Origin of the sequence: Candidatus Amarolinea aalborgensis (assembly GCF_900491745.1) — a bacterium.
Taxonomy (GTDB): Bacteria; Chloroflexota; Anaerolineae; order SSC4; family Amarolineaceae; genus Amarolinea; species Amarolinea aalborgensis.
Genome location: NZ_UETR01000005.1, coordinates 97,200 through 120,905 on the forward strand (window position 1 = coordinate 97,200; position 23,706 = coordinate 120,905).

General features: G+C 61.5%; 14 protein-coding genes. 4 read left to right on the top strand and 10 right to left on the bottom strand.

All coding sequences use genetic code 11. From position 1 onward, the window contains the following. Positions 1 to 2,055: an NAD(+) synthase gene (locus tag ACPQ6D_RS08560; RefSeq protein WP_423223897.1), complete on the top strand. Its 2,055-nt coding sequence runs from the start codon at positions 1 to 3 to the stop codon at positions 2,053 to 2,055. 40 nt (positions 2,056 to 2,095) lie between these two features. On the opposite strand, the gene galE is transcribed toward ACPQ6D_RS08560, so the two are convergent. The 4 genes from galE to ACPQ6D_RS08580 all read right to left on the bottom strand — a co-directional run bounded on the left by galE (position 2,096) and on the right by ACPQ6D_RS08580 (position 11,841). Beyond that, complete coding sequence (galE, locus tag ACPQ6D_RS08565; protein WP_423223898.1) at positions 2,096 to 3,070, bottom strand: UDP-glucose 4-epimerase GalE; 975 nt, start codon at positions 3,068 to 3,070, stop codon at positions 2,096 to 2,098. A gap of 358 nt (positions 3,071 to 3,428) precedes the next feature. Further along, positions 3,429 to 6,902, bottom strand: coding sequence for a clostripain-related cysteine peptidase (locus tag ACPQ6D_RS08570; RefSeq protein WP_423223899.1), 3,474 nt, complete (start codon positions 6,900 to 6,902; stop codon positions 3,429 to 3,431). Between the two features lie 15 nt (positions 6,903 to 6,917). Next, entirely contained in the window at positions 6,918 to 10,301 is a 3,384-nt protein-coding gene (locus ACPQ6D_RS08575) for a CHAT domain-containing tetratricopeptide repeat protein (protein WP_423223900.1), read from the bottom strand. Between the two features lie 109 nt (positions 10,302 to 10,410). After that, entirely contained in the window at positions 10,411 to 11,841 is a 1,431-nt protein-coding gene (locus ACPQ6D_RS08580) for a hypothetical protein (RefSeq protein WP_423223901.1), read from the bottom strand. A gap of 931 nt (positions 11,842 to 12,772) precedes the next feature. Between ACPQ6D_RS08580 and ACPQ6D_RS08585 the strand changes: the two genes are divergently transcribed. Beyond that, positions 12,773 to 13,099 (top strand): hypothetical protein, encoded by a 327-nt coding sequence (locus ACPQ6D_RS08585; RefSeq protein WP_423223902.1) that lies wholly within the window; start codon positions 12,773 to 12,775, stop codon positions 13,097 to 13,099. 744 nt (positions 13,100 to 13,843) lie between these two features. Here the strand turns inward: ACPQ6D_RS08585 and ACPQ6D_RS08590 are convergent. From ACPQ6D_RS08590 to ACPQ6D_RS08600, 3 genes are all read right to left on the bottom strand, one after another. Then, positions 13,844 to 14,860, bottom strand: coding sequence for a GNAT family N-acetyltransferase (locus ACPQ6D_RS08590; RefSeq protein ID WP_423223903.1), 1,017 nt, complete (start codon positions 14,858 to 14,860; stop codon positions 13,844 to 13,846). A 29-nt stretch (positions 14,861 to 14,889) separates the two neighbouring features. Next, complete coding sequence (locus ACPQ6D_RS08595; protein WP_423223904.1) at positions 14,890 to 15,909, bottom strand: alpha/beta fold hydrolase; 1,020 nt, start codon at positions 15,907 to 15,909, stop codon at positions 14,890 to 14,892. Between the two features lie 117 nt (positions 15,910 to 16,026). Beyond that, positions 16,027 to 16,953, bottom strand: a complete 927-nt coding sequence (locus tag ACPQ6D_RS08600) for a hypothetical protein (protein ID WP_423223905.1) — start codon at positions 16,951 to 16,953, stop codon at positions 16,027 to 16,029. 421 nt (positions 16,954 to 17,374) lie between these two features. On the opposite strand from ACPQ6D_RS08600, the gene ACPQ6D_RS08605 reads away from it, so the two are divergent. Beyond that, complete coding sequence (locus tag ACPQ6D_RS08605) at positions 17,375 to 19,990, top strand: winged helix-turn-helix domain-containing protein (RefSeq protein ID WP_423223906.1); 2,616 nt, start codon at positions 17,375 to 17,377, stop codon at positions 19,988 to 19,990. Positions 19,991 to 20,168: 178 nt separating this feature from the next. On the opposite strand, the gene ACPQ6D_RS08610 is transcribed toward ACPQ6D_RS08605, so the two are convergent. After that, positions 20,169 to 20,918: a hypothetical protein gene (locus ACPQ6D_RS08610; RefSeq protein WP_423223907.1), complete on the bottom strand. Its 750-nt coding sequence runs from the start codon at positions 20,916 to 20,918 to the stop codon at positions 20,169 to 20,171. Positions 20,919 to 21,305: 387 nt separating this feature from the next. Here ACPQ6D_RS08610 and ACPQ6D_RS08615 point away from each other — a divergent pair, with 387 nt between their 5' ends. Then, on the top strand, positions 21,306 to 21,602 hold the full coding sequence (locus tag ACPQ6D_RS08615; protein WP_423223908.1) for a hypothetical protein: 297 nt from the start codon (positions 21,306 to 21,308) through the stop codon (positions 21,600 to 21,602). A gap of 100 nt (positions 21,603 to 21,702) precedes the next feature. On the opposite strand, the gene ACPQ6D_RS08620 is transcribed toward ACPQ6D_RS08615, so the two are convergent. Further along, a complete protein-coding gene (locus tag ACPQ6D_RS08620) occupies positions 21,703 to 22,695 on the bottom strand; it encodes a nucleotidyl transferase AbiEii/AbiGii toxin family protein (RefSeq protein WP_423223909.1) in 993 nt (330 codons plus the stop codon). Beyond that, entirely contained in the window at positions 22,696 to 23,520 is an 825-nt protein-coding gene (locus tag ACPQ6D_RS08625) for a type IV toxin-antitoxin system AbiEi family antitoxin domain-containing protein (RefSeq protein WP_423223910.1), read from the bottom strand. Positions 23,521 to 23,706: the final 186 nt, after the last annotated feature.

Consider the following 23,706-nt stretch of genomic DNA (forward strand, 5'->3'; position numbering starts at 1 on the left):
ATGATCCAACCATTTCATTCCCTTTATAGCCACGATTTTGCCCGCATGGCCGTGTGCCTGCCGTTCGTCAAGGTGGCCGACCCGCAGCACAACCTGGAGCGCACGCTGGAACTGGCGCAGCAAGCGTCAGATGCCCACGCGGCCGTGGCGCTATTCCCTGAGCTGAACCTGGCCGCCTATACCAACGATGATCAGTTTCAACAGGACGCGCTGTTGGAGGCCACGTTGGCCGCGCTCGAGCGCCTGGTGACGGCCAGCCTCGCGCTGACGCCGGTGCTGCTGGTAGGCGCGCCGCTGCGGCTGGAAGATAAGCTGTTCAACTGCGCCGTGGTGATCTATCGCGGGCATGTGTTGGGCCTGGCGCCTAAAAGTTACTTGCCCAACTACCGGGAATTCTACGAAAAACGTCAGTTCGTCGCGGCTCGCGATGCCCTTGCGCGCGAGGTTTCGCTTCTGGGGGAGGCCGTGCCGTTCGGCCCAGACTTGATCTTCGAGGCGACGACCTTGCCGGGTTTGCGCCTGCACGTGGAGATTTGCGAAGACCTGTGGGTGCCGATTCCGCCGAGCACCTGGGCGGCCCTGGGCGGCGCGACCATCCTGGCCAATCTGTCGGCCAGCAACATCACCGTGGGCAAGGCCGACTATCGCCGCAGCCTGGTGACTTCGCAGGCCGCCAAGTGCATCGCCGCATACCTGTACTCCGGCGCGGGGCCAGGCGAATCAACCACCGACCTGGCCTGGGACGGCCACGCGCTGATTGCCGAAAACGGCGAGGTGCTGGCCGAATCTGAGCGCTTCGCCGCCCGCCAGCAGCTCATCCTGGCCGATATTGACCTGGAGCGGCTGCTACAGGATCGCATGCGCACGACCAGCTTCAACGATGCGACCAGCGATGAGCGTGACCGCCTGCGCCAACTGCGGCGCATCCCCTTCGCTTTCGAGGTTCCCGGCGGCGAGATCGGGCTGCAGCGCCAGGTAGAGCGCTTCCCGTATGTGCCGCGTGACCCGCGCGTGCGTGATGAGCGCTGCTTCGAGGCGTACAACATCCAGGTGCACGGTCTGATGAAGCGGCTGACCGCCACCGGCATTCAAAAACTGGTGATTGGCATTTCCGGTGGGCTGGATTCGACACAGGCGCTGATCGTGGCTGCGCGCACAATGGATCGCCTGGGACTGCCGCGGCAGAACATCCTGGCCTATACGATGCCCGGCTTTGCCACCAGCACCCGCACGCGCACCAACGCCTGGGCGCTGATGAACGCGCTCGGCGTCAGCGCGCACGAGATTGACATCCGGCCGTCCTGCCTGCAGATGCTGCGTGACATCGGCCATCCCTTTGCCAATGGTGAGCCGTTGTACGACGTTACCTTCGAGAATGTGCAGGCCGGCGAACGCACCTCGCACCTGTTCCGCCTGGCCAATTTCAACAACGCGCTGGTGCTTGGCACCGGCGACCTGAGCGAGCTGGCGCTCGGCTGGGCCACGTACGGCGTCGGCGATCACATGTCGCACTACAATGTCAACGCATCGGTGCCCAAGACCCTCATCCAGTACCTGATTCGGTGGGTGGTGAGCAGCCAGCAGTTCGACCCGGCCACCCACGAGACGCTGCTCTCCATCCTCGACACCGAGATTTCACCGGAGCTGGTGCCGCAGACAGATGGTTCGTCTGACAAGCCGGCGCAAAGCACGCAGGCCACCATCGGGCCGTACGAACTGCAAGACTTCAACCTCTACTACATCACGCGCTTTGGCTTCCGGCCGAGCAAAGTGGCCTTCCTGGCCTTGCACGCATGGGGCGACAAGGCACGCGGCGACTGGTCCGACCTCCTGCCGCCTGAGAAACGTCACGCGTACGACCTGGTCACGATCAAGAAGTGGCTCGGCGTCTTCCTCTTCCGCTTCTTCAAGATCAGCCAGTTCAAACGGTCAGCCGTGCCCAACAGCCCCAAAGTCGGTTCTGGCGGCTCCCTTTCGCCGCGCGGCGATTGGCGCGCGCCCAGCGACTCCGAGGCCGTGGTGTGGCTGGAGGAGCTGCAGGCCAACGTGCCATAGACTTTCGAAGTCTTCGAGACCTCAGAAGTCTGGGCGCCGTTTACGCGTAGCCGTGCGGATGCGCCAGATGCCAGGCCCAGGCGCTGGCCATAATCTCGCGCAGATCCGGATAGCGCGGCGTCCAGCCCAGCTCGCGGCGAATCTTATCGCTGCTGGCGACCAGAATCGCCGGATCGCCTGGCCGCCGCGGCGTGATCGTTGCCGGGATGGGGCGGCCGGTCACTTCTTGCGCGGTTTCGATCACTGCTTTGACCGAATAGCCCGCGCCGTTGCCCAGGTTGTAGAGCATCTGCGGTCGCGTCTCCAACCCAGCGAGCGCCAGGACATGCGCGCTGGCCAGGTCTTCGATGTGGATGTAGTCGCGGATGCAGGTGCCGTCTGGCGTGGGGTAATCGTCGCCGAAGATGCTGATGGCTGCGCGTTGGCCCAGGGCTACCTGCAGCACCAGCGGGATCAGGTGAGATTCGGGGTGATGCGCCTCGCCGCGTGCAGGCGACGCGCCTGCGGCGTTGAAGTAGCGCAGCGCGGCAAAGCGCAGGCCAAACAGCCGGTGATACCAGCCAAGCACTTCTTCGATCATGAACTTCGTCTGGCCGTAAACGCTGGCCGGGCCGATGGGATCGGTCTCCGTGATGGGCGCGTCCTTGCTGGCATAGACCCCGGCCGTGGACGAAAAGACGAAGCGTGAGACGCCATGCGCGACCGCGGCGTCAATCAGCGTCGTGCTGCCGGTGACGTTGTTATAAAAGAAGCGGCCGGGCAGCTTCATAGACTCGCCGGCCTCGATGAACGCCGCGAAGTGGATCACCGCGTCGCAGGGGGTGGCGGTCAGCAGCCGATCGAGCGCGGTGCGGTCGAGAATATCGCCTTCCACAAACACGGCGCCGGCCGGCACGGCCTCCCGGTGGCCGTTGGACAAATTGTCGTACACCGTCACAGCGTGACCGGCATCCAGCAGCTGCTGCGTCACGGCGCTGCCGATATAGCCTGCGCCCCCTGTTACCAAAATGTGCATCGTAGCTCCTTATCATCGCGATTGCCCTTCCAGGATGTCGTATTATACGGCAGGTCAGGTGTGGGAGGCAAAGTAAGGGGATTGGAATCCCAAAATTCTGGCTAATTTCAACATCGGCATGTCGTATTTCGCGGATTGGATGCTGTTGTCTGCGGGAAGACAAATCAGCCCTACCGGTGCACAGGACGAGCTGTTGGCTACAGTACAGTGCCTTCGGTGGTTGAAACCGCAACAAACATGACTAAGTCGGGCCTTTGCGGACTAGCAGCAGCCTCCGTGCGAAGACTCCGCATTCGTTGCAGCGACCTCTTGCGCTGCTCCGCAGCGCAAGAGGTCGCCCGGAGGCTGAATAGTCACCTTACTTCTTCAACAACGGCAGATACGTCCACCTTACCAAAAGTGGGCCAGGTCGGTAATTGGGATCCAAAGGTTCTGGCGTGGTCCTCGGCGGTTGCGCGGCCGCAATCATGGTGCGGATGAACTCATCCCATGCGGTATCGGCGGCAAAGGTGAGCTCAGTGGCGTTATAGTAATCGAGCAGCCATTCGTTTCGGCCTAGCGGCAAGTAGATGGACAGGCCATGTGCCCCATCCAAGTCCCAGTATGCGCCGTTGCCCCAATAAAACCCGCTGGCATGGCGTTCATGCACCATAAGCTGCGCGCTGATGGCGTCCATGACGCCTTGTGCGGCGGCTTGCACCGTGTCGCTCGGAACGTTCTGCTTGACCAACCGTGCAAAGTCATAGGCATCAACGTAGCCATCGGTATCCGTTAGCCTTAAGTCCACGTTAGAGTCAAACCGCTGCGAGGAGACAAAGCTCGTCATGATCTGGTGGCGGTAGGCGCCCACGGCCCCGTTTAGGGCGCGTGCCAGGACATCCACCGCGTGGGCCACCGACCCCATGGCATCCAGATTGTAGGCCGCCATGGTGCGTGGATAGCCGTACAGTGATTCATGGTATTGATTCACCATGCGAATCGCCAACTCCCTGGGCTGCATGTCGGCCGTCATCGCCGCCAGGTAGTTGGTGTATGGGTAGCTGGAGAAGGTTTCATTCTCAGAGGAGACCAGGTAATGCACGAAGGAGCGGATCGGGTAAAGGTTTTCTGCCATACTCATCAGGCAGGCATCGAAGAAGACCACGTCCAGCGGATGGGCGCCATTGTTGGTGATCGCGCCTAATGCACCGGCGAGCCTCGTGGTAGAGAGGTACGCGCCGCCGCTGGAGTCATCGAAGCTCATGCCGCCGTGAATCCAGTTCTGTGGGCCAGGCGGAATACTGGGCGACCAGCCGTTACCATGATCTACCAGGGCCAAAAGGGTATAGGCGCCGTTGTAAGTCGCACGGGCGTCAGTCACGAAGTTGACCAAAGTCTGTGGATCGCCCATGTTCCGTTCGCCGAGCGGCCACCGATTGACATTATCCGTGTAGGTTGCAAGCACGTAGGGGTCAGTATCCGGCTGCACCAGGTAGCGGACCGTGTCGCCGACCTGACTACGATCCCACAACGCCAAGATTCGGATACAAGGATTGCCGGCGGCGTCTTCCAACTTATTGAATAACTCGAACGTCATGAAATCCAGGTTGTTATCTCCGTTGAGATAGATCAACACGGTCCACACGGGGGCGCTGCAAGGAATCGGCCTGGTAGTAGGAGTAGGAGTAGGTGTGGGGGTCGGAGTAGAGGTCAAGGTGGGGGTAGAGGTCAAGGTGGGGGTAGAGGTCAAGGTCGGGGTATCTGTCGCCACACGCGAGCCTGTTGGGGTTACGGTTGGTGTGACGCTGGCGGTCGGCGTGAGGCTGGGCGTCGCCGTATGGGTGGGTGTCGACGTCGGGCCTAGTGTGTACTGCCAGACGCCGCTGTCGCGTGTGCCAGCGAACAGGGTGGGCGACGAGGCAAGCCCCCAGGCCAAGACGCGAATGTCCACGGCTTCCAGGCCATCGTTGTATTCCGTCCACGAGCTTCCGCCATCGGTCGAGCGGAGGACACCGAGCCACCAGGTGCCAGCATAGAGGGTGTGATTGGCTGCATAATCTGCCGAAAAGGCCACCGTCCGCACAGGCGCCCCCATGTTGTTATCGGCTTGTGCCCAGGTGCTCCCGCCATCGGTAGACTTGAACAACGAATCATAGGTGACTGCAAACAGGGAGTGGTCAGCGCTGTAGCGTGGTGAAATCGCCAGGCTATCCACGCTGCGAGTCCCCAGCCCCGTGTTTGACGATTGCCACGAAGCGCCGCCATCGGTGGACCTGGCCACACCGCCGGTGTGCATGCCGGCGAAGAGGGTGCGCGGCGCGACAGCTTCCGACACGAAGGCTAACGCATTGATCTCCAGGTCGGCCAGGCCGTTGTTGGCCGGCGCCCAAGAGCCTCCGCCGTCGGTAGAGCGATAGACGCCCCCACAACAACTTCCGGCAAACAGGGTATGATCGGAGGCGAAATCAGGGGAGATCGCCAGCGCCCGCACAGCAAGCGCCCCCAATCCGGTTCTGTGCCAGGTGTCAGCCCCGTCGGTGGAGCGGAATACACCCTGCGATGCCATGCCGACGAAGAGGGTATGATCGGTGGTGAACGCGGGTGAAAGGCCCAGGGCCTGGACGGATTGATTCTCAAGCCCTGTGGTGGCGACCTGCCAGGAAATGCCGCGGTCACTCGACCGAAAAACCCACCCGTCTTGCGTGGATGCAAAAACGATCCCATCGGCGGCGAAGTCCGGCGAAGCCGCCAACTGCTGCACCGCCACGTTGGTGATGCCGTTATAGGCCGGGTTCCAGAACGCGCCTCCCGTGACCGACTTGTAAACGCCGATGCCGTAGCAAAACCCAGCAAACGCGGTCGCATCGCTTTGATAAGCAGGCGAAAGCGCCAAGGAGGCCACGGCGCCCCCCGAAAGATTACTTCCGGCGGCGCGCCACGACTCGCCGCCATCCGTGGATTTGAACAAGCCGTTCCACTGCGTGCCTGCATAGATCGTCTGGTCGGTTGCGTAGCGGGGTGAGATCGCCAACTCACTGACCAAGGTCGCCGGTAATCCCGCATTGCTCGCCTGCCACGAAGCGCCGCCGTCGCTGGATCGGAAACCGCCATACCAGGTTCCCACGAACAGGCGGTGATCCGCGGCGAAGTTCGGCGAGACGGCCAAGCCTTGTACCGTCAGATCGGTCAGCCCGTTGTTGACGGTGTGCCAGGTGCTGCCTCCGTTGGTGGACTGAAAAAGCCCCGCGTAAAAAGTGCCGGCATAGAGGGTAGCATCCACAGCATAGCCCGGTGAAATCGCCAGGGCAGTCACCCAGGGGTCGGTCAGGCCATTCACAACGGCGTTCCAAGATGCGCCGCCGTTAGTAGACTTGAAGGCGCCGCCCTCATTCGTGCCTGCGAACAGCGTCCGATCGTTGGCGTAGCCAGGGGAGAGCGCGATCGCCTCGATGCTCCAGTCAGTGATGCCGGCGCCGCTTTCAGCCCAGGTGTCGCCGCCATTCGTGGACTTGAAAACCACGGCCCCCGTGCCAGCGAAGATCGTCCGGTCGCTGGCAAAATTCGGCGAAATCGCCAGCGACCGGACCTCGTGCGCCCACAGGCCGGTGTTAATCTCGCGCCAGGAACCGCCGCCGTCCGTAGAACGAAAAACGCCGGCCCCGTCTGTGCCGGCGAAAAGTGTGGCGTCGCTGGCGAAAGCCGGAGAGAGGGCCAGCGCTTGCACATCGCCGCCGTACATTCCTTGATGCCCAGGGGTCCAGCGGCCCATGCCCGATTCAGGAGTAGGGGCTGACGCAGCCGTAGCAGCAGCCAGCAGCAGGACAATCAAACTCAAGAGTGCTTGCCTAGACATAGTGCCTCCCAGAAATCAACCTGCCCATTTGACTAAGAGCGCCTGCGCGGTGTCAAGCGCTGATCGGTTCTCGGTCTGCTCCGCCAATTTGACTGCCTCGGTCAGGCAGTCCTTTGCCAAGGCGGCATGGCCCAGAAACGCGTGAGCCTGGCCCAAGAGAACGAGAATTGCTGGCCGATATTCCTTCTCCCCCACAGCCTCGCTCTCACGCAGCGCCTGATTGAGCATCATCAACGCATCCTCGTGCTGCCCGCGATCGAGGTTTAGTTCGCCCAGGTTCGAGCAACTTGCGACAAGGCCCAAAACGTTGCCGAGATCCCCGAACGTTTGCCGCGCGACCCAGTAATGCATAGCGGCGTCGTCGAGTCGTCCCAAAACATGCAGTGCAACCCCCAAGTTGAGGCTGGCGCCGGCGATGCCCGACTGCTGCCCTGCGGACTGGAAGTGCTGCAAGGCTCCCTCGTGATATTTGATTGCTTCTTCGTAATGGCCCAAGTTGCGTTGAGCAACGCCCATGTGATCGTAATCCTCATAGGCTCGATAGGTGAGTCCAAGCTCGCTATGGATGCTATAAGCAAGTCGGTGCTGCTCATACGCATCCGCGAAGCGCCCCAAACCGTAGAGCGCGCTGCCCAGGTGCCTGTGCAAACCGGCTGCGTCAATTCGGCTTTCAACATCGGTCTCGCGTGCAATGAGCGCCAGGGCGCGCTCACATCGCGCAGCGGCCTCACGGTTATTCCCCAAGCGATACAATGTCAAGGCAGACTCGGCCAGAAGGCGCGCCAGTTCGCGTTCGCCGTCCGGCGTCGTCAGCAGAGCGATTCCTGCCTCGCAGGCAGCCAATGCGCGCGGGTAGTCGTTCAGCAGCCTGGCGCATTTGCCGATCAGCCGGCGCAGCCGCGCCTGCGTCAAGGCGTCTTGTGTAGCCGTGGTCAGCCTGGCATAGCCCAAATCCGTCAGGTATTGCACGTAGGACATGCCAGCGGGCGCCTGGCCGAGGGTTTGGCGGCTCAGCATGATGAGCAGATCTTGCGCGCCCCATCGTTCCAGGTAATCTGGCAACGCATGATCGAATAACACAGCCGCTGCTTTGGCGATCTCTCCGGCTTCGATGGCATGATAATGCGCTTCCACCAGCGACGTCACATCGGTCAGGCTCTGCCACCTGACTTGCGGCGGCAGAGGCAAGGAACGATAGTGGTCGTAGGCGGCCAGATGAGCCGCGCGATGGGCTTCAGGATTTACTTCCACTTCCAGCAACTCCTTTGCCAATGGGTGCAAACGGTAGAAGCGAGCGACGCCCGCCACGTGACCGTTGAGCAATGACCGATCAACCAGGCTGCGCACGACCGGTAGACCCACGTGGGGCCCGCCGGCCAGGGTAACCAAGAACGCCACCGGCTGCGGCCGGCGATAGACAAAGAAAAGCGTCAGGAATGCCTGTTCAGCGGGGCGTAGCCGACCGAATAGGCGTCGCGCAAACGAGGCAATACTGCCATGCCATAGACCAGCATCTGCCAGAAGTTCGGTCAAGCCCCAGGTTTGCGCCTCGCTTGCCAACAGACGCAACGCCAGGGGATGCCCGCCAAGGTCCGCCACAACCCGCGTCAGCATTCCCCGTGCGTCCTCCTGCAGACCAGACTCCTGCAACAGCGAAACACCGTCAGGTACGCCCAGGCCGGCCAGCTCAAGAGACGACTTGTCCAGACCAGCGCCCAAGGCTCGACTATCGCGGAATTTCGGCGGCACACGGCTGGTTGCGATCAGGCTGGCCGAGTGCTGGCGCGTCAGCAGCGTTTGAAAGAAATTCTCCACGCCCGCGTCACGAAAATGATCATCGTCGTCCAGGAGGCTTTCCAGATTATCAAACACGAGCCACAAGGGAGGCAGTTGGAACAGGCGGCCGGTCAGGCGTAACAGATCATCTTGGCCCGGCATTCGTTGATCCGTGCGATAGGCCAACAGCGCAGGCCAATTCAGATAGGCTGCAAACTTAGCCAGCAGGCTGTCTAATGTCGCATCCGGTTCCGTGCAAAAGTCCAGCCATAGCGGCGGCGGCAGTTCGGCCGGGGCCATTTCCAGCAGCGCGCGCACGAGGGTTGTCTTGCCGATGCCGCCAATGCCGGTGACCAGCGTTGCCCGGTGTGCGCGCACGTGTCGCAGCAGGTCAGCCAACTCGTTGCGCCGGTTGGCCAACGTCTGTGTGCGCAGCTCGGTGGGCAGATCGGGCAACGCTGAGGCGTTGTAGACAGCCTGGATAGCGGGTGTTCCGATGTCAGATGGCGAGTCGCCGGCATTGAAGATGCGGCCATCGGCCGATCGCAGGTAAAGCACGGGTGAGGAGAAGCCTGCGTCATTGGGAAACTTGAGATGACAGGCATTGCGCGCCAGCGTCGCCGCGGCATCTACCTGCCCGGCCCATGTGCCTGCCGTCAGGCGCCGATAGAAGGTCTCCGCGAACTGCAGCGCCACATCGTCGCGCACGACGTCCTGCATGGCAACGACCGCGGGAACACCGGCTCTCAAGATGGCCGGCGCCATGCCGATAAAACCGTGGCCGCTGCGCCGCCCCTCGACAGCCGCGCCCTTGCATGCGTTCAAGACAACCAGCTTGATGGTTGCATGATTGCCAAGCAGCGACTGCATCTGAACCTCATCCACCCATTCCTCATCGTACCGTGCATCAGCAGGGGCCACGGCCGCGTTGAAACGCAGCAGGCCCCGCGCCGTGGCGCCTATGTCCCTCTCGAAGTAGCCGTGACCAATAAAATGCAAAATATGATAGCTAGACGCCGACAGCGCATCATCCAATCGCTGGATGGGAACTCGGCCCGTGAGCAGATCGTAGGGCAGCCGAACATTCTGCAAGGCCAGGGTGATAGTCCGCTCTTCCTCCTCTGTGGCCAGCCCTGAGCCACACGGAATGACGATGAGCGCTTTTGGCCCCCCTGGCACGGTCAGCGACTTCACGCTGCCGTAGTTCAGGCTCAGAAGCTGCCGGGTCACCAACGTCTTGACCTGCGTCGCCAGGTGAGTGTCGTTCCAGGCCAGCAATTCCCACGGCAGCGTGGCGATCTCCGGCGCAGTTTCGTCGAAGTCGAGCCGTAGGCGCAGCGCAGCTCCTTCGACCGGTTCGATTCGTTGCCTGTAGATGCCCAGAAAAAGTTCGCGCACTTGACCACTAAACAATGCGCCAAAGAGTGTATTGCCGATCTCGCGCAGCAACGCCTGATCGGATGCGCTCATCCGCTCAAGCTGCACCCTGAACTCAACCGCTGTTAACCTGGCCCAATCCAGCGAACCGCTGGCCAGGCCACTGCCAGGCGCCTGTGCGGTTACCCGGTAGGCCCCTGGGGCGTTCTTGATGACGCGGACGTCGAAATCAATGATAAGAGACATGGCGCGCCTCGCGACAAAAGGGTTTTCTGCACCAATGGCAGCCAATGCTCACCCGCACCTGCGCGGGCGCAAGTGCGGGCGTCAATCACGGTAGTCTTTTCATCGTTTGTTAGTGGATCGAATTCATGCTACCCCCGGCAATAGGATATGCCTGGTTCGGATTGCCATCATTGAAGTGGAAGGTGTACGAACCGGGCAGAAGCTGCATATCCTGCGCAAAGCTCCGCCAGCCGCCCGCATAATACTGGACGGCAGACCCGCTCTCAGAATGCACCAGTCCCGTCTGGAAGGTGACCGTGGGACTGGCCGCGGTGTTTTGACCGCCCTTCTCCTGGCGGGCAAAGGCGTAGCTCATGCTGAAGCTGTAGGTGAGCGGCAGCAGCTCTTTGCTGGCCTGCCCGCCCGCGGTCGCGCCGAAGTCGCGCCAGCCACCCGCGTAATACTGCACCGTTCCCGTGCCCGCGCCGTCGGGCATCAGGTTGCCCGCGCTGTCGCGCAGCTCCACGGTGACGTGCGCCGTCTGGAAGGTAACCGTGGGATTGGCGGCCACGTTCTGGCCACCCTTCTCCTGGCGGGCAAAGGCGTAGCTCATGCTGAAGCTGTAGGTGAGCGGCAGCAGCTCTTTGCTGGCCTGCCCGCCCGCGGTCGCGCCGAAGTCGCGCCAGCCGCCTGCGTAGTACTGCACCGCGCCCGTGCCCGCGCCGTCGGGCATCAGATTCCCCGCGCTGTCGCGCAGTTCCACGGTGACGTGCGCCGTCTGGAAGGTGACCGTGGGATTGGCCGCGGTGTTTTGACCGCCCTTCTCCTGGCGGGCAAAGGCGTAGCTCATGCTGAAGCTGTAGGTGAGCGGCAGCAGCTCTTTGCTGGCCTGTCCGCCCGCGGTCGCGCCGAAGTCGCGCCAGCCGCCCGCGTAGTACTGCACCATCCCCGTGCCCGCGGCGTCCGGCATCAGATTCCCCGCGCTGTCGCGCAGCTCCACGGTGACGTGCGCCGTCTGGAAGGTGACCGTGGGATTGGCCGCGGTGTTTTGACCGCCCTTCTCCTGGCGGGCAAAGGCGTAGCTCATGCTGAAGCTGTAGGTGAGCGGCAGCAGCTCTTTGCTGGCCTGTCCGCCCGCGGTCGCGCCGAAGTCGCGCCAGCCGCCCGCGTAGTACTGCACCATCCCCGTGCCCGCGGCGTCCGGCATCAGATTCCCCGCGCTGTCGCGCAGCTCCACGGTGACGTGCGCCGTCTGGAAGGTGACCGTGGGATTGGCCGCGGTGTTTTGACCGCCCTTCTCCTGGCGGGCAAAGGCGTAGCTCATGCTGAAGCTGTAGGTGAGCGGCAGCAGCTCTTTGCTGGCCTGTCCGCCCGCGGTCGCGCCGAAGTCGCGCCAGCCGCCCGCGTAGTACTGCACCATCCCCGTGCCCGCGGCGTCCGGCATCAGATTCCCCGCGCTGTCGCGCAGCTCCACGGTGACGTGCGCCGTCTGGAAGGTGACCGTGGGATTGGCCGCGGTGTTTTGACCGCCCTTCTCCTGGCGGGCAAAGGCGTAGCTCATGCTGAAGCTGTAGGTGAGCGGCAGCAGCTCTTTGCTCCTGCCCGCCCGCGGTCGCGCCGAAGTCGCGCCAGCCGCCCGCGTAGTACTGCACCGTGCCCGTGCCCGCGCCGTCCGGCGTCAGGTTGCCCGCGCTGTCGCGCAGCTCCACGGTGACGTGCGCCGTCTGGAAGGTGACCGTGGGATTGGCGGCCACGCTCTGGCCACCCTTCTCCTGGCGGGCAAACGCGTAGCTCATGCTGAAGCTGTAGGTGAGCGGCAGCAGCTCTTTGCTCGCCTGTCCGCCCGCGGTCGCACCGAAGTCGCGCCAGCCGCCCGCGTAATACTGCACCGTGCCCGTGCCCGCGCCGTCGGGCATCAGGTTGCCCGCGCTGTCGCGCAGCTCCACCACGACGTGCGCCGTCTGGAAGGTGACCGTGGGACTGGCCGCCGTGTTTTGACCGCCCTTCTCTTGACGGGCAAAGGCGTAGTTCATGCTGAAGCTGTAGGTGAGCGGCAGCAGCTCTTTGCTGGCCTGCCCGCCTGCGGTCGCGCCGAAGTCACGCCAGCCGCCGGCGTAATACTGCACCGCCCCCGTGCCCGCGCCGTCTGGCGTCAGGTTGCCCGCGCTGTCGCGCAGTTCCACCACGACGCGCGCCGTCTGGAAGGTGACAATCGGGTTGCTGGTCACGTTCTGGGCCATGTCCTTGGATGCGTTGGCGTAAGTCATGCGGAAGGTGAGGTTACCCCTGGTCGTGGGAATGTCGGTGACCAGGGCGCCACTCGCATCGGTGCTGCCAGGGATGGTCTGCCAGCCAGCGTCGTAATACTGCGCCGACGCGCCGGCCAGACCGTGACCCTGGCTGTCTAGCAGCTTGACGATCACACCCTGCGGGGGCGGCGGGTTTTCCGTCGGCCACGCAGGCAATCCGGATAGGTAGGACGCGTTGTAGCGATGAATGGCGAATCCGCCAAAGCTGATGTGCCCGCCAAAGTGCGTAGCGACCAGTTGCGCTTCGCTGTTCAGCGCGGCTTGTCCCTCTTCGTAGAAGGTCACTTTTTCCGGGCCGCACTCGCTGGGCGCGCAGTTCGCTGTCTCAAGCCCCACCAGAATGAGGTTGGATTTGAGCAGCGTGTCCGCATAGGCGATCTCATCCTGGTCGAGGCAGATGAGGCCGTCGCCTTCCGCGCAGGCCGCCGTCCCTGCGAAGTCCCGGTAGCCCATGACCACGATGTGGTCGAGGTTGAGATCGGCGATGTGCTGATACACCGGCTTGACTGACCCTCCCACCGGGAACGCCACCGCCGTGTCCCAGAAGAAGCGGATGGCGGCCGCGAGCTGCAGGTTGCTGGGCAGGAAGGCGCGGGTGCATTGGTAGAGCGTCAGGAGGCTCTGGTAGGCAGCCTCGCTCTGCGGCTCCGGCGGCTCCACATCGAGGATCACGCCGTCGAAGCGAGCCGTGGGATTGGCGGTGTCGTAGGCAACAACTTCGGCCATGCGCTGCAAAGGCCAGGACGATGGGCTGCACCCGATCGCCGGCCAGTCGGTATTTCCATACGCCGCCCAGACGGCAAGGCCGTGGAGGTGAGCCTTACTGATCAGGTCCGCGATGTCGCTGTCCTCGTACATTCTGCGTCCCGCGCTGTTGAGGGCAGAGCGGTAGACGCTGAGATAGAGATCTGTCACCCCGCTCGCGGCGCTGCGCTGGACAAGGGTATCACGCGCGGCTGGCGTGCTGACCTCATCGGAGAAGATCCAGAGCGCGTGCACATTGGCCTCGGCGCTGACTGGGAGATGGTTCCAGAGGCCGACGCTTCCGAGAACGACCACAGCCAAGAGCATAAACACTATTGAACGCTTCATACCAAAACCTCCTTGCGGAACGCAGACGCGGCATCTGCCGTACGAACGGCAGATGTTGGTAGGGACAATCCCAGGGGCTGCGCTAAGTAAACCCCAAAAGTCGCCGCGCAGCAAGCCTTTGACCGATACAAAACCGATACAAGTGAGATGAGCTATCTCGAATTAGTCCATGACCGCCAGATCCCGGCCTGGCCGCAGCTCGATTTCGTAGTGAGCCACCTCTTGCTGCACGCGCATGCCCACGCGCTGGTATAGGCGTGTGGCGCCGGTCTTGTTCCGGGCATCAACAGACAAACCGACGCGCGGAACGTCCCGTTGCTGCAGCGCTCGAAACGTATGCAGCAGAAGCGCCTGGCCGAGCCCTCGACGACGGTAGGCCTGGCGTACACCGAGTGTGGGAATCCAGCCCATCTGGGAATCGAGATCATAGCGTTCCTGTGAGTTGATCAGCCCGGCGATTTGTTCGCCATCCAGCGCCAGGAACCATAACTCAGGCTTTAGCCCAGCCGCATCGAAGTTGTAACGCTTCCAGCGTTCGAAATCCTCCTCGAAAGAACGCTCGACGTATCCAATATGCTCGCGGAAAGCCTCGTCCTGCGCCCAGTAAACCGCCTCCAGGTCTTCCGGGTAGCGTAAGGTGCGTACGACGATCCCTGCCGGCCATTCTGGTGCAGGGATGGGTCTGTCGAGGTCAGTGATCATGCGCCAGGAATAGCGATACAGGTTCATGCCCATGCCCTCGAAGAGATCCATGCTGGGCCGATGAGCAGCCGGTGCGGCGACGTGCGGCGCAAAACGTACATCCGCGGGCAAGCGATCGAGTGCACGCCGCGTGGTTGTCAAGGCCCAGGCAAGCAGCGCACTGCCAATGCCCCGACCTTGCCACTCGGGGTGGACGCGACCCCAAATCCAAGGCCGGACCGGAGGATTGAAGTGATCCCACAACTCGACGCAGCCGACCATTGCCCCATCGGAGGCAACCACCACGCGCGTGCTGGCTGTGAGATTGATGCCGGTCTGCTGCCATTCCTCCCGATAGCGTTCAACCGTGTTATCGCCGGCGCCCGTGAGTTCAGCCTCGGCGGCGTTAAACATCGGGACTAGGTGCGGTAGATCCTCGAACCTGGCCGGCCGCACCTGGTAGCCGGCTTCGGCAAGTGGCTTGAACGAATCATTCATGTCTACATTTCTCCTTTGGTTTGTGCGAACTACTGACGCGCTGTTTTCACCACCGCGAGAATGGCATCGAGGACTAAATGCGGCTGATCCCACTGAATACCATGACCAGAATCTTCTGCGACGATGACCTGTCCATTCGATGACATCGCCGCGTAGTCTCGCTGAATTCCTTGCCACACGTCCTCAAGCCGGTCGGCCAAATCGGCCGGGAGATCTGGCCAGTTCGCGGCTGGTTTCTTGGCCTGCGTCAACGCCACGAGCGGTGTGTCGCCCAACCTGGTAGACTCAAATTGGGCGGCGACTTCATCCCAATTCGAAAGCTCACAACAATCCTTCCACGAAGCCACATCGGCAACGAATGTCTTGCGCAACGATGTGATTTCGGGGTTCTCGGACGCGGCCGGGGCCGGCAAGGCTGCCAGATAGCGCGCAGAGTGATTGGGGTAGGCGCTGTCAACGAGGACAACCCCCGCCACATCGTCGGCATAGCGTATGGCATAGGCCACCGCGAAAGCGCCGCCAATCGAATGACCGACCGTGATGATCGGGCCTTCGATCTTGAGAGCTTGCCGAAGCGCGTGCAGATCAGCCGTCACTTGATCCATCGTGAGCAGCCCAAAGTCAGCGCCGCTCTGACCGGTATTGAAGCGATCGTACGCGCAGACCTGTGTCTCGGCGGCCACGTAAGGCACGATGGAATTCCAGGTTGCCGTATCTGTGGCGGAGCCATGCTCCAATACAACCGTCGGGTTGCCTTTCCCGTAGCACGCAACATACAACTTGTGACCATTCACCTTGATCTTGTCTTTGATGACCGCCGCCGGCATCGGCAACAGCTTGAAGCCAGGCTTCTTGATCGGCGTTGGCGCAAGCATATCCGCAGGTGCAATCGTATTGGTGGGTGCATCCGCAGGTGCAACCGTATTGGCGGGTGTAGGTTGTGAAGTCGCAGTTGGTAGAACAGGCGTTGCGGCGGGTGAACAGGCATTCAGCATGATCATCCATAACAGAACTACGACGACAAACCTGATACGAAGCAAGGTTTTCATGACGTTCTCCCTCCCGTAAAAGCAAGCCCTTTCAGATGCGGTTCGAGTAGGCAAGAGGTGGTTTTTTGACACGCTTGAGTTGACAAACACGAAAGCGCCAAGGGCCGCCGATCGCCATCAGGGCGCTATCGTGAAGTCAACTTCGATGCGCCAGCCGTCACCCCAACTTGCCGCCGGTATCACCGCGTCACGCATCTCGATTTTGTAAGTGTAGCTCCCGGCCAGCGGCGCGCCCGACGGGCCCCAGTCCGCATTGTCGGCGACGAAGACGGGGAAGTGACTGGCGCCATCAACGTTGAAGCCGTTCTGGCCCGGGGCAAACACGCCGTAATCAGCCATGGAGGAGTCGAACGTCCGGCCGTTGTGGACCGACTCCGCTCCGGTGTAGATCGGGAAGAGGCGGTTAGCGATGATGGGACCGCTGGCGAAATCGGGCGAAGAGCCGGTCGTGCCCGGGGCTGGCACGTTCATCCATGCCAGGAACACGCCCATCCCCTCGGAGAACTCCGATGTGGTGAAGCGCACCCCCTCGTGAAAGCCGGCGGCGACCACACCAGCCGCCAGCTCGGCGGTGTAGGGCGGCGCATGCGGCGCGCCGGGGCCGACCAACACGTCCGGGAAGGCCCTGTGGTTCGGCCCCGGGAGAATGGATCGGGCGATTTCACCGAGTCCGCCACCCGGACCAAACGGCGCCGCAAACAGGTGGAAGTCAACCGGTTTCCATGTGGGATGGCCGATTGGCTTCAGGCGCACGGCCAGCAGCGGCGAGGTGTCAGCCGCTGGCTCAGTCGGCGCGGTTACCGTCGGCGCCGCAGTCGGCTCAACCACCGTCGGCGCCGCAGTCGGCTCAACCACCGTCGGTGCCGCAGTCGGCTCAACCACCGTCGGCGCCGCAGTCGGCTCAACCACCCGTGGCGCCGCAGTCGGGTCGACCACCGTAGGCACGACCGCGGCGACCGGCGGCGTTGGCGCGGGGCAGGCCGTCAGCGCCAGGCTCGCCACAATCAGCACGACCAAAGGCATGGCCCATTTCTTGGTAGGCATTATCGGTTCCTCCTTGTGACATGGCTTGCAGATAACTCGCGTTTGTGCCCAACGATCGCGGGGTGATTCGCCGTGAACATGAAGTGCGGTGACGATAGCGGGGTTGCTGACAACTACGACTGCGAATAGTAAACCCCAAAAGTCGCGGCGTGGCAAGCCTCTGACCGATACAAAACCGATACAAGTATGGTAACTGCTAACCCGGCGCGCGCCAGTTTGGACAGGATGAACAGGATTCTCGCCTTGCGGTTGCGAACGACAATCGGCATAAAGGGCCAAATATCCTGTGAATCCTGTCTATCCCTGGCAGCCTGAGTAGTCACCAACTGTGGTACAATGGTTCCAGCGGCTGCATGCGTTTGCGACTGTGGGTAGGAGTCGGAAGCTGGATGACGTTTGATTTCTTGGCAAAGGGAACCTGATGGGTCAGACGATGATCTTCAACCAATGGCTCAAACAACGGCGCAAGGCGCTGGGCCTGACGCAGAAAGACCTCGCGCAGCGGGCGGGGTGCGCCGAGGTGACCCTGCGCAAGATCGAGGCCGGCGACTTTCACCCCTCTGCGACGTTGGCCGCGTCCCTGGCCAGGGCCGTGGGCGCGAGAGACGCCGATCTACCCGGTCTCGTGACCCTGGCGCGCGGTCTCCACAGCGACCTCGCTTTGACCGCGCATCGGCTTGTGCCAAGCCATCCCCACAATCTGCCATCCCAACTCACGCCGCTCATTGGCCGCGACCACGACATCGCCGCGCTGCGCAAGCGGCTGCGCGCGGGGGAACGGCTGATCACCCTGCTGGGGCCGCCCGGCGTCGGCAAGACCCGCCTGGCGCAGGCTGTGGCAGAGGATGTGCTGGAACAGTTCGAGGATGGCGCCTTCTTCGTGCGCCTGGGGCCGATTTCCGATCCTGACCTGGTGGCCGCGACGATTGCCCAGACCCTGGGGCTGCAGATGAGCGGTTCCAATCCACCGGCCTTGCAGTTGCGCGCCTACCTGGAGGAGAAGCACCTGCTGCTGGTGCTCGACAACTTCGAGCAGATCATCGAGGCCGCGCCGTTGGTGGACGACCTGCTGCGCCGCTGCGCCTGGCTGCATGTGCTGGTGACCAGCCGCCAACCCCTGCGCGTACGCGGCGAGCGCCAGGCGCCGGTGCGGCCGCTGGCCCTGCCCGCCGACATCCCCGGCGCCAGCCAAGCCGCCGCCAGCGACATGCTGCGCTATGCCGCGGTGGCCCTGTTTGCGGAACGCGCTGAGATGGTGCAGCCCGACTTTGCCGTCACCGACAGCAACGCCGCGGCCGTCGCCGAACTGTGCCGCCGGCTGGACGGCCTGCCGCTGGCGATCGAGCTGGTCGCCGCACGCGTCCGGCTGCTGTCGCCGGTCGAGCTGCTCACGCGGCTGCACGGGCCGTGGATGCTCTCGATGGACGGTCTGCGCGACGTGTCGCCGCGGCAGAAGACGCTGCGCGGCGCGATTGGCTGGAGCTACGACCTGCTCACTCCGACCGAACAGACCCTCTTCACACGCCTGGCCGTCTTCGTCGGCGGCTGCACGCTGGAGGCGGCAGAAATGCTGTGCGAAGACGTCCTTTCTTCCGCGCAGATCCTCGACGGCATCGCCTCGCTGCTGGACAAGAGCCTGCTGCATCGCGAAATTAGCCTGCATGGGGAGCCGCGCTACATCCTGCTTGAGACGGTGCGTGAGTATGCTTTGGAACGCGTGGTTGTGAACGGCGAAAAGGACGCACTACGGGAACGGCATGCACACTGCTTCCTGCGCATTGTCGAGAATGCTGACCTGGCAGACGTCAGCCCCAGGCGACTTCAAGTGAATCGCCTCATTGACGACGAGATTCACAACCTGCGCGCAGCGTATACCTGGTTCATCGCAGATGATGTACAGGCCGCGCTGCTGCTAACTACGTACCTGCTTTACTGGTTTAATCAACGAGGTCCGCATGCGGAAGGAATTCGTTTGATCGACGAGGTCCTCGCCTTGCCCGGCGCTTCGGCCCGCACGATTCCCCGGGCAAGGGCCTTGTATGAGACAGGTATCCTCATGCTATACAATGGTGAACACACCCAAGCTCGGGCCTGCGTAGAGGAGAGTCTGGTTCTCAGCCAGGAACAGGGGTATGGCAAAGGAGAAGCCGCCGCCTTGATCGGCCTGGGCCGAATGGCGCTGTGGTGGTGGCAAGACCAGGACGCAGCTAGGCAGTATCTGGAAAGGGCTCTCTGCTGTTACAGAGAACTCCATCACTCCGGAGGCATCTCATTGGCCCTGATGTACCTCACCAAGATCGCCATGTTTCGAGGAGACTTTGCTCGAGCGCAGGCGCTAGGTGAGGAAAGTCTCGCCATCGCACAGCAGGCGGGTTTGAAGTTCACACAGCCGCTGACCATACTTGGCGAGATTGCCTACGCAAACGGCGACCTGAGTCGTGCACGATCGCTCTACGAGCAGAGTCTGGCAATTGAGCGGCACAGTGGAGACGTTGACATCAGCCTGGAAACCCTTATCGGCCTGTCGCTTACCACAATTCGCCAGAAGGAATTCGCTGCTGCCCATACTTTTCTGGATGAATTGATACAGCGCGAGAAGAGATTTGGGAACGAGAATGACCCCAACCTCTGTGGCAGTTATCTGTTCCTGGCAACGCTGGTTCAGGAAGAAGGCGACTACGACAACGCGGTCCGCTGGTATCGGGCAAGTCTGCCCGGAGTGAAGGTCGACAGAGATGAGTGGGGTGTCTGGGGTACGGGTTTGGCTTACCTGGCGATGGCGTTGGACCAGTATGAGTTGGCTGCGGCCTTGCTGGGTGCAACTGAGAGTTCAGACGAGGAAAACCATCGCCTTTGGCCAATCTACCAGAACGAATGCAACCAGCTCATCGAGACGACTCGCGCACAACTGAGTACAGCACGCTTCGACGCCGCGTGGGCGGAAGGCCGGGTAGCCCCATTTGAAGCGGTCGTGGAAGAGGCGGTCTCGACCCTGGAGACGGCGCAGGCCGTGAAGGGCCAACCTGCGCCTACCTGACAAACTTGTGAACGTGTGGGTCGCGGCTCAGCCTTCCCCATTTCAGGGGTTGGCAATCCCTGTCGCGCCATATCATGGTGCCATGGCGTTCGCTCACCGGCTGGCTCGGACAGGCGGCTGGGAGGTCGTTCGGCAAACCCAGCCACCCGTCCCCAACGGGGTCACGTGCGCATCGCCATCAGGGGCCGACGGTGAAGCGGGCCTCGACGCGCCAACCATTGCCTAACGCATCGGTCATCGTGATGGTCCACTCATAACTCCCGCGCAGCTGCGCGCCCGGCGGGCCGAAGTCGGCATTGTCCACGAAAAACATCGGAAAGTGGCTGTGGCCGTCAACGTTGAAGGGTGGGTCCAGGTTGACATCCAACTTTGGCACATCCGTCGCCCCCAGGAAGGAAAACGGCGCGCCATTGTGCGCCGACGATCCCTCAACGTGGATCGGAAACAGCCAGTTCGGGATGATGGGGCCAGAGGTGAAATCAGGCGAGGAACCTGTCGTACCCGGGGCTGGCACATTCATCCATACCAGGTACACACCCATACCGTTTGAGAACTCCGGCTTATTGAAGCGCACACCCTCGTGGAAGCCTTGCGCAGCCACGCCAACCGCCAGCTCGGAGGTGTAGGGACGCGCATGTGGATCACCGGGGCCAACAAAGAGGGCGGGGTGGAAGCGGTGGCTCGGCTCTGGCAGCAGGGCTAAGGCTGTCTGCAAGAACTCGGCGTAGCCACTGGCCGCAGTGCCGATAGGCGCCGCGAATAGGTGGAAGTCGGCCACCGTCCACCTGGGATGGCCGATCATTCTGAGTCTTACACCCTGGGTGGGCGGGGGCCCGGCAGCCAGGCCGGCAGCAGGCAACAGCGCCATGGCGACTGCCACAAAGAGCAGCAGCGCAAAACGTAGATGCTTCGGGTGTCTCACGGTCATGGTAAACCTCCAAATTCGAAAAGATGTGGCTCCTAACCAGTCGTTCCTGGATGCCGATAGTAAACCCCAAACGCGCCCACGTGGCAAGCCTTAAACCGATACAGAACCGATACAAATGAAGAATGTCACCTTGACCAAAACCGAGCCTGTTGTGGATGGTTGCCCTATCCACAAACCTGGGGTATAATCTGCGCCAGCCCAGACCGAGAAAGCAGACTTTGGATGAAGAGCCGATAGATTGGCGATAGCCGTGTTGCCGGTGTGCACCGTCATTGACCAGGTGCCGGTCAATGGAATATGGTCAAACCGAGACCCACAGCCGGAACATACCACATCGGTTAGAATGACATCAAGTGGCTGTGAACCAGCTATGCAGTGAGGTGGCACGTGACGATTGAAACGACCGCAGTGATTCAGGCCAGTGTCCGGCGAATGTTCCCCGACACCACCATTGATCAAGCGTTGGCAGAGTTGTTGCTGGAGCGTGTGCAAAGAAATCTGGTCAAGTACCGCAGCATGGCTCGCCAGTTTGAGGTCAGGTACGACCAATCTTTCGACGAATTCCGCAAAGCGGTGTTGCGCCAGCACCCTGCGGCTGACGTCGAACAGAATTATTTCGACTGGGAATTGGCCGTCACCGGCATCGCCGATATGGAAGAGCAGATCGCCCGTATGCGGCGGTGACCCTGTTTGCGGACCGCGCGCAGGCGGTGAAGCGTAGTGAGATCGTATGGCACATTTGGCGCCAGCACGACAGCTCTTTATCACTTTTGATCTTGCGGATCTATGCGCCAGCGAAGAGAAGAATGTCGTCTTGGCGCATCGCCGCAGCTTCCGATGTGATAAGTAATCCTTCCATCAACCGCGCAATCGGGTACTCGATCAGGGCCAACGTCTCGCCCACGTGCTCCGAGACGGGTCCGCCCAATAGGTAGCGAGCCAGATGCAGGAACTCTTCGTCCCGGTCGTCCAGGTTCTCGAGAAAAGTGAAGCGATCCAACACCGACTGGCTGGCCTCCCGCCAGTCGAACGGTTGGTCAGCGCGGATCAAGCCGCGTACATCATCCGCAAAGCCGCGACGTCGCAACTTTTCCTCCACATTTGTACGGAAAGCTCCGTAGTTAAACAACATTCTGGCGCGGTAAAAATAGTACAGTGTCATTTTGCGCAATGCCCGCTCGTCCAGGTCAAAGGCGCCGATCTGCGCCAGGTCGTAGATGTCGCGGCCCTTACGGCGACCGTACAGTGCGCGCAGCTTTGTAGCAGTCAGCTCCTCCAATCGGTAAGTGGTGATCAAGGTCGTATTTGCGCCGTCGGACAAAGCCAGCGGTCGTTCTTCGCGACCGAGGATTGGTACGCGCTCGATAAAAGAAATCTCCAGCTTCAGATGCTGGCGCGGGCTACCGCTGAGGGGTGCAAAGTCAGCGCGAATCGTGCTCTGTTCATAGCGACGATAATCATGCGCCAGATGGTAACCTGCCTTCTGACCGGCTAACAATGTCATAACCTGGTTGGTGAGCTGCGCACGCTCTGCCAAGACCTGAGCCTTGGAGCCGACCGCGTTGAAGTCCAGGTCGACCGACAGTCGATTGACAGCCGGGAAGAACAGCTTGTTGAGCGCGGTTCCACCTTTCAGATAGAGCCGGTCACGCAGGAATGGATCACCGTATACCGCGATGAGAGCCTGCGTCAGGCGATAGTCCAACTCAGCCAGAGTCAGGTCAGGAATCTGGTGGTCGTCCGCCCAGGTACGAAGTAGGTGTGGGGTGAGACGCATTTATGGTTCCAATGCCAGCATGATGTTTTCGCGCACGCGCCAATGCGGATGTACAGGACCAGGTTCAGGGCCGTGTGGGTCGAGTTGGTAGACGCGAGGGGCAATCAGGGTCGCCACCCCGTCCAGTAACCTCTGCGGCACCAGCAGGTGTGTTGACAGCTTTTCCAGAATATATCCTAAGCGGTGCACCAGGGCCTGGTTGGTCATGTCCGGCAAATAGGACAATAGTCGTTCCGGGTCAGCCTCCGGCAGCAATACGCTGATCGTATGTGCGACGTCGTCTATCCCGCCACACAGGTCGAAACGATCGAGGCAGTCCAATAGCGTCTTTTCACGGTCAGAGATGCGGAAGAAGGAATCGTGGTAGCGTGTCTCCTGAATGCCAAAAAACTTGGTACGCTGAACCTGGACAAAAATGATCTTGGCCCGGCCCAAGGTGATTGGACGACGCTGTCTGGGCAGCGCAACCAGCAAGGCCTGCGGCAGTTGGTCAGCGGCACCGTAGATAAATGCAGCGCTTTGGTAGGCGACATAGTACTCAGAAAGCCCCTCGCGTTGCAGCAGTTCATCCACGACTTGAAATGGATCGGCCACAAACGTCTGCCGACCGAACAGGACATCCGCAGAGACTACCACATACCGGCCGCGGCCGACGCGCTGCAGCGCTCCCTTACGCGCCATACTAGCCAACAGCTTCGGGGCATGCGAGGGTGAGACTGCCATTACATCGCTGAGGCGCTTGACATCCACCACATGCAGACCTTTGCGCAAGGCCGCGAAATAAGCCGTTTGTTCGAGATGACTGAGTTGAATCTGGTCAGGCATGATGGTCCTTTTTCAGTATGCACAACTTAACCAGATTAGTCTTGTTGTGCATACTGAATGTAGTATATGCCAACATCCGCCCACCGTCAACTTCGAGGTGCTCAGCTTGTTTATCACTACTTCGCAATACACTCATGTTCTCCCGTGCATGAGCGGATGACCGAAATAGAAATCGCACATATTGTG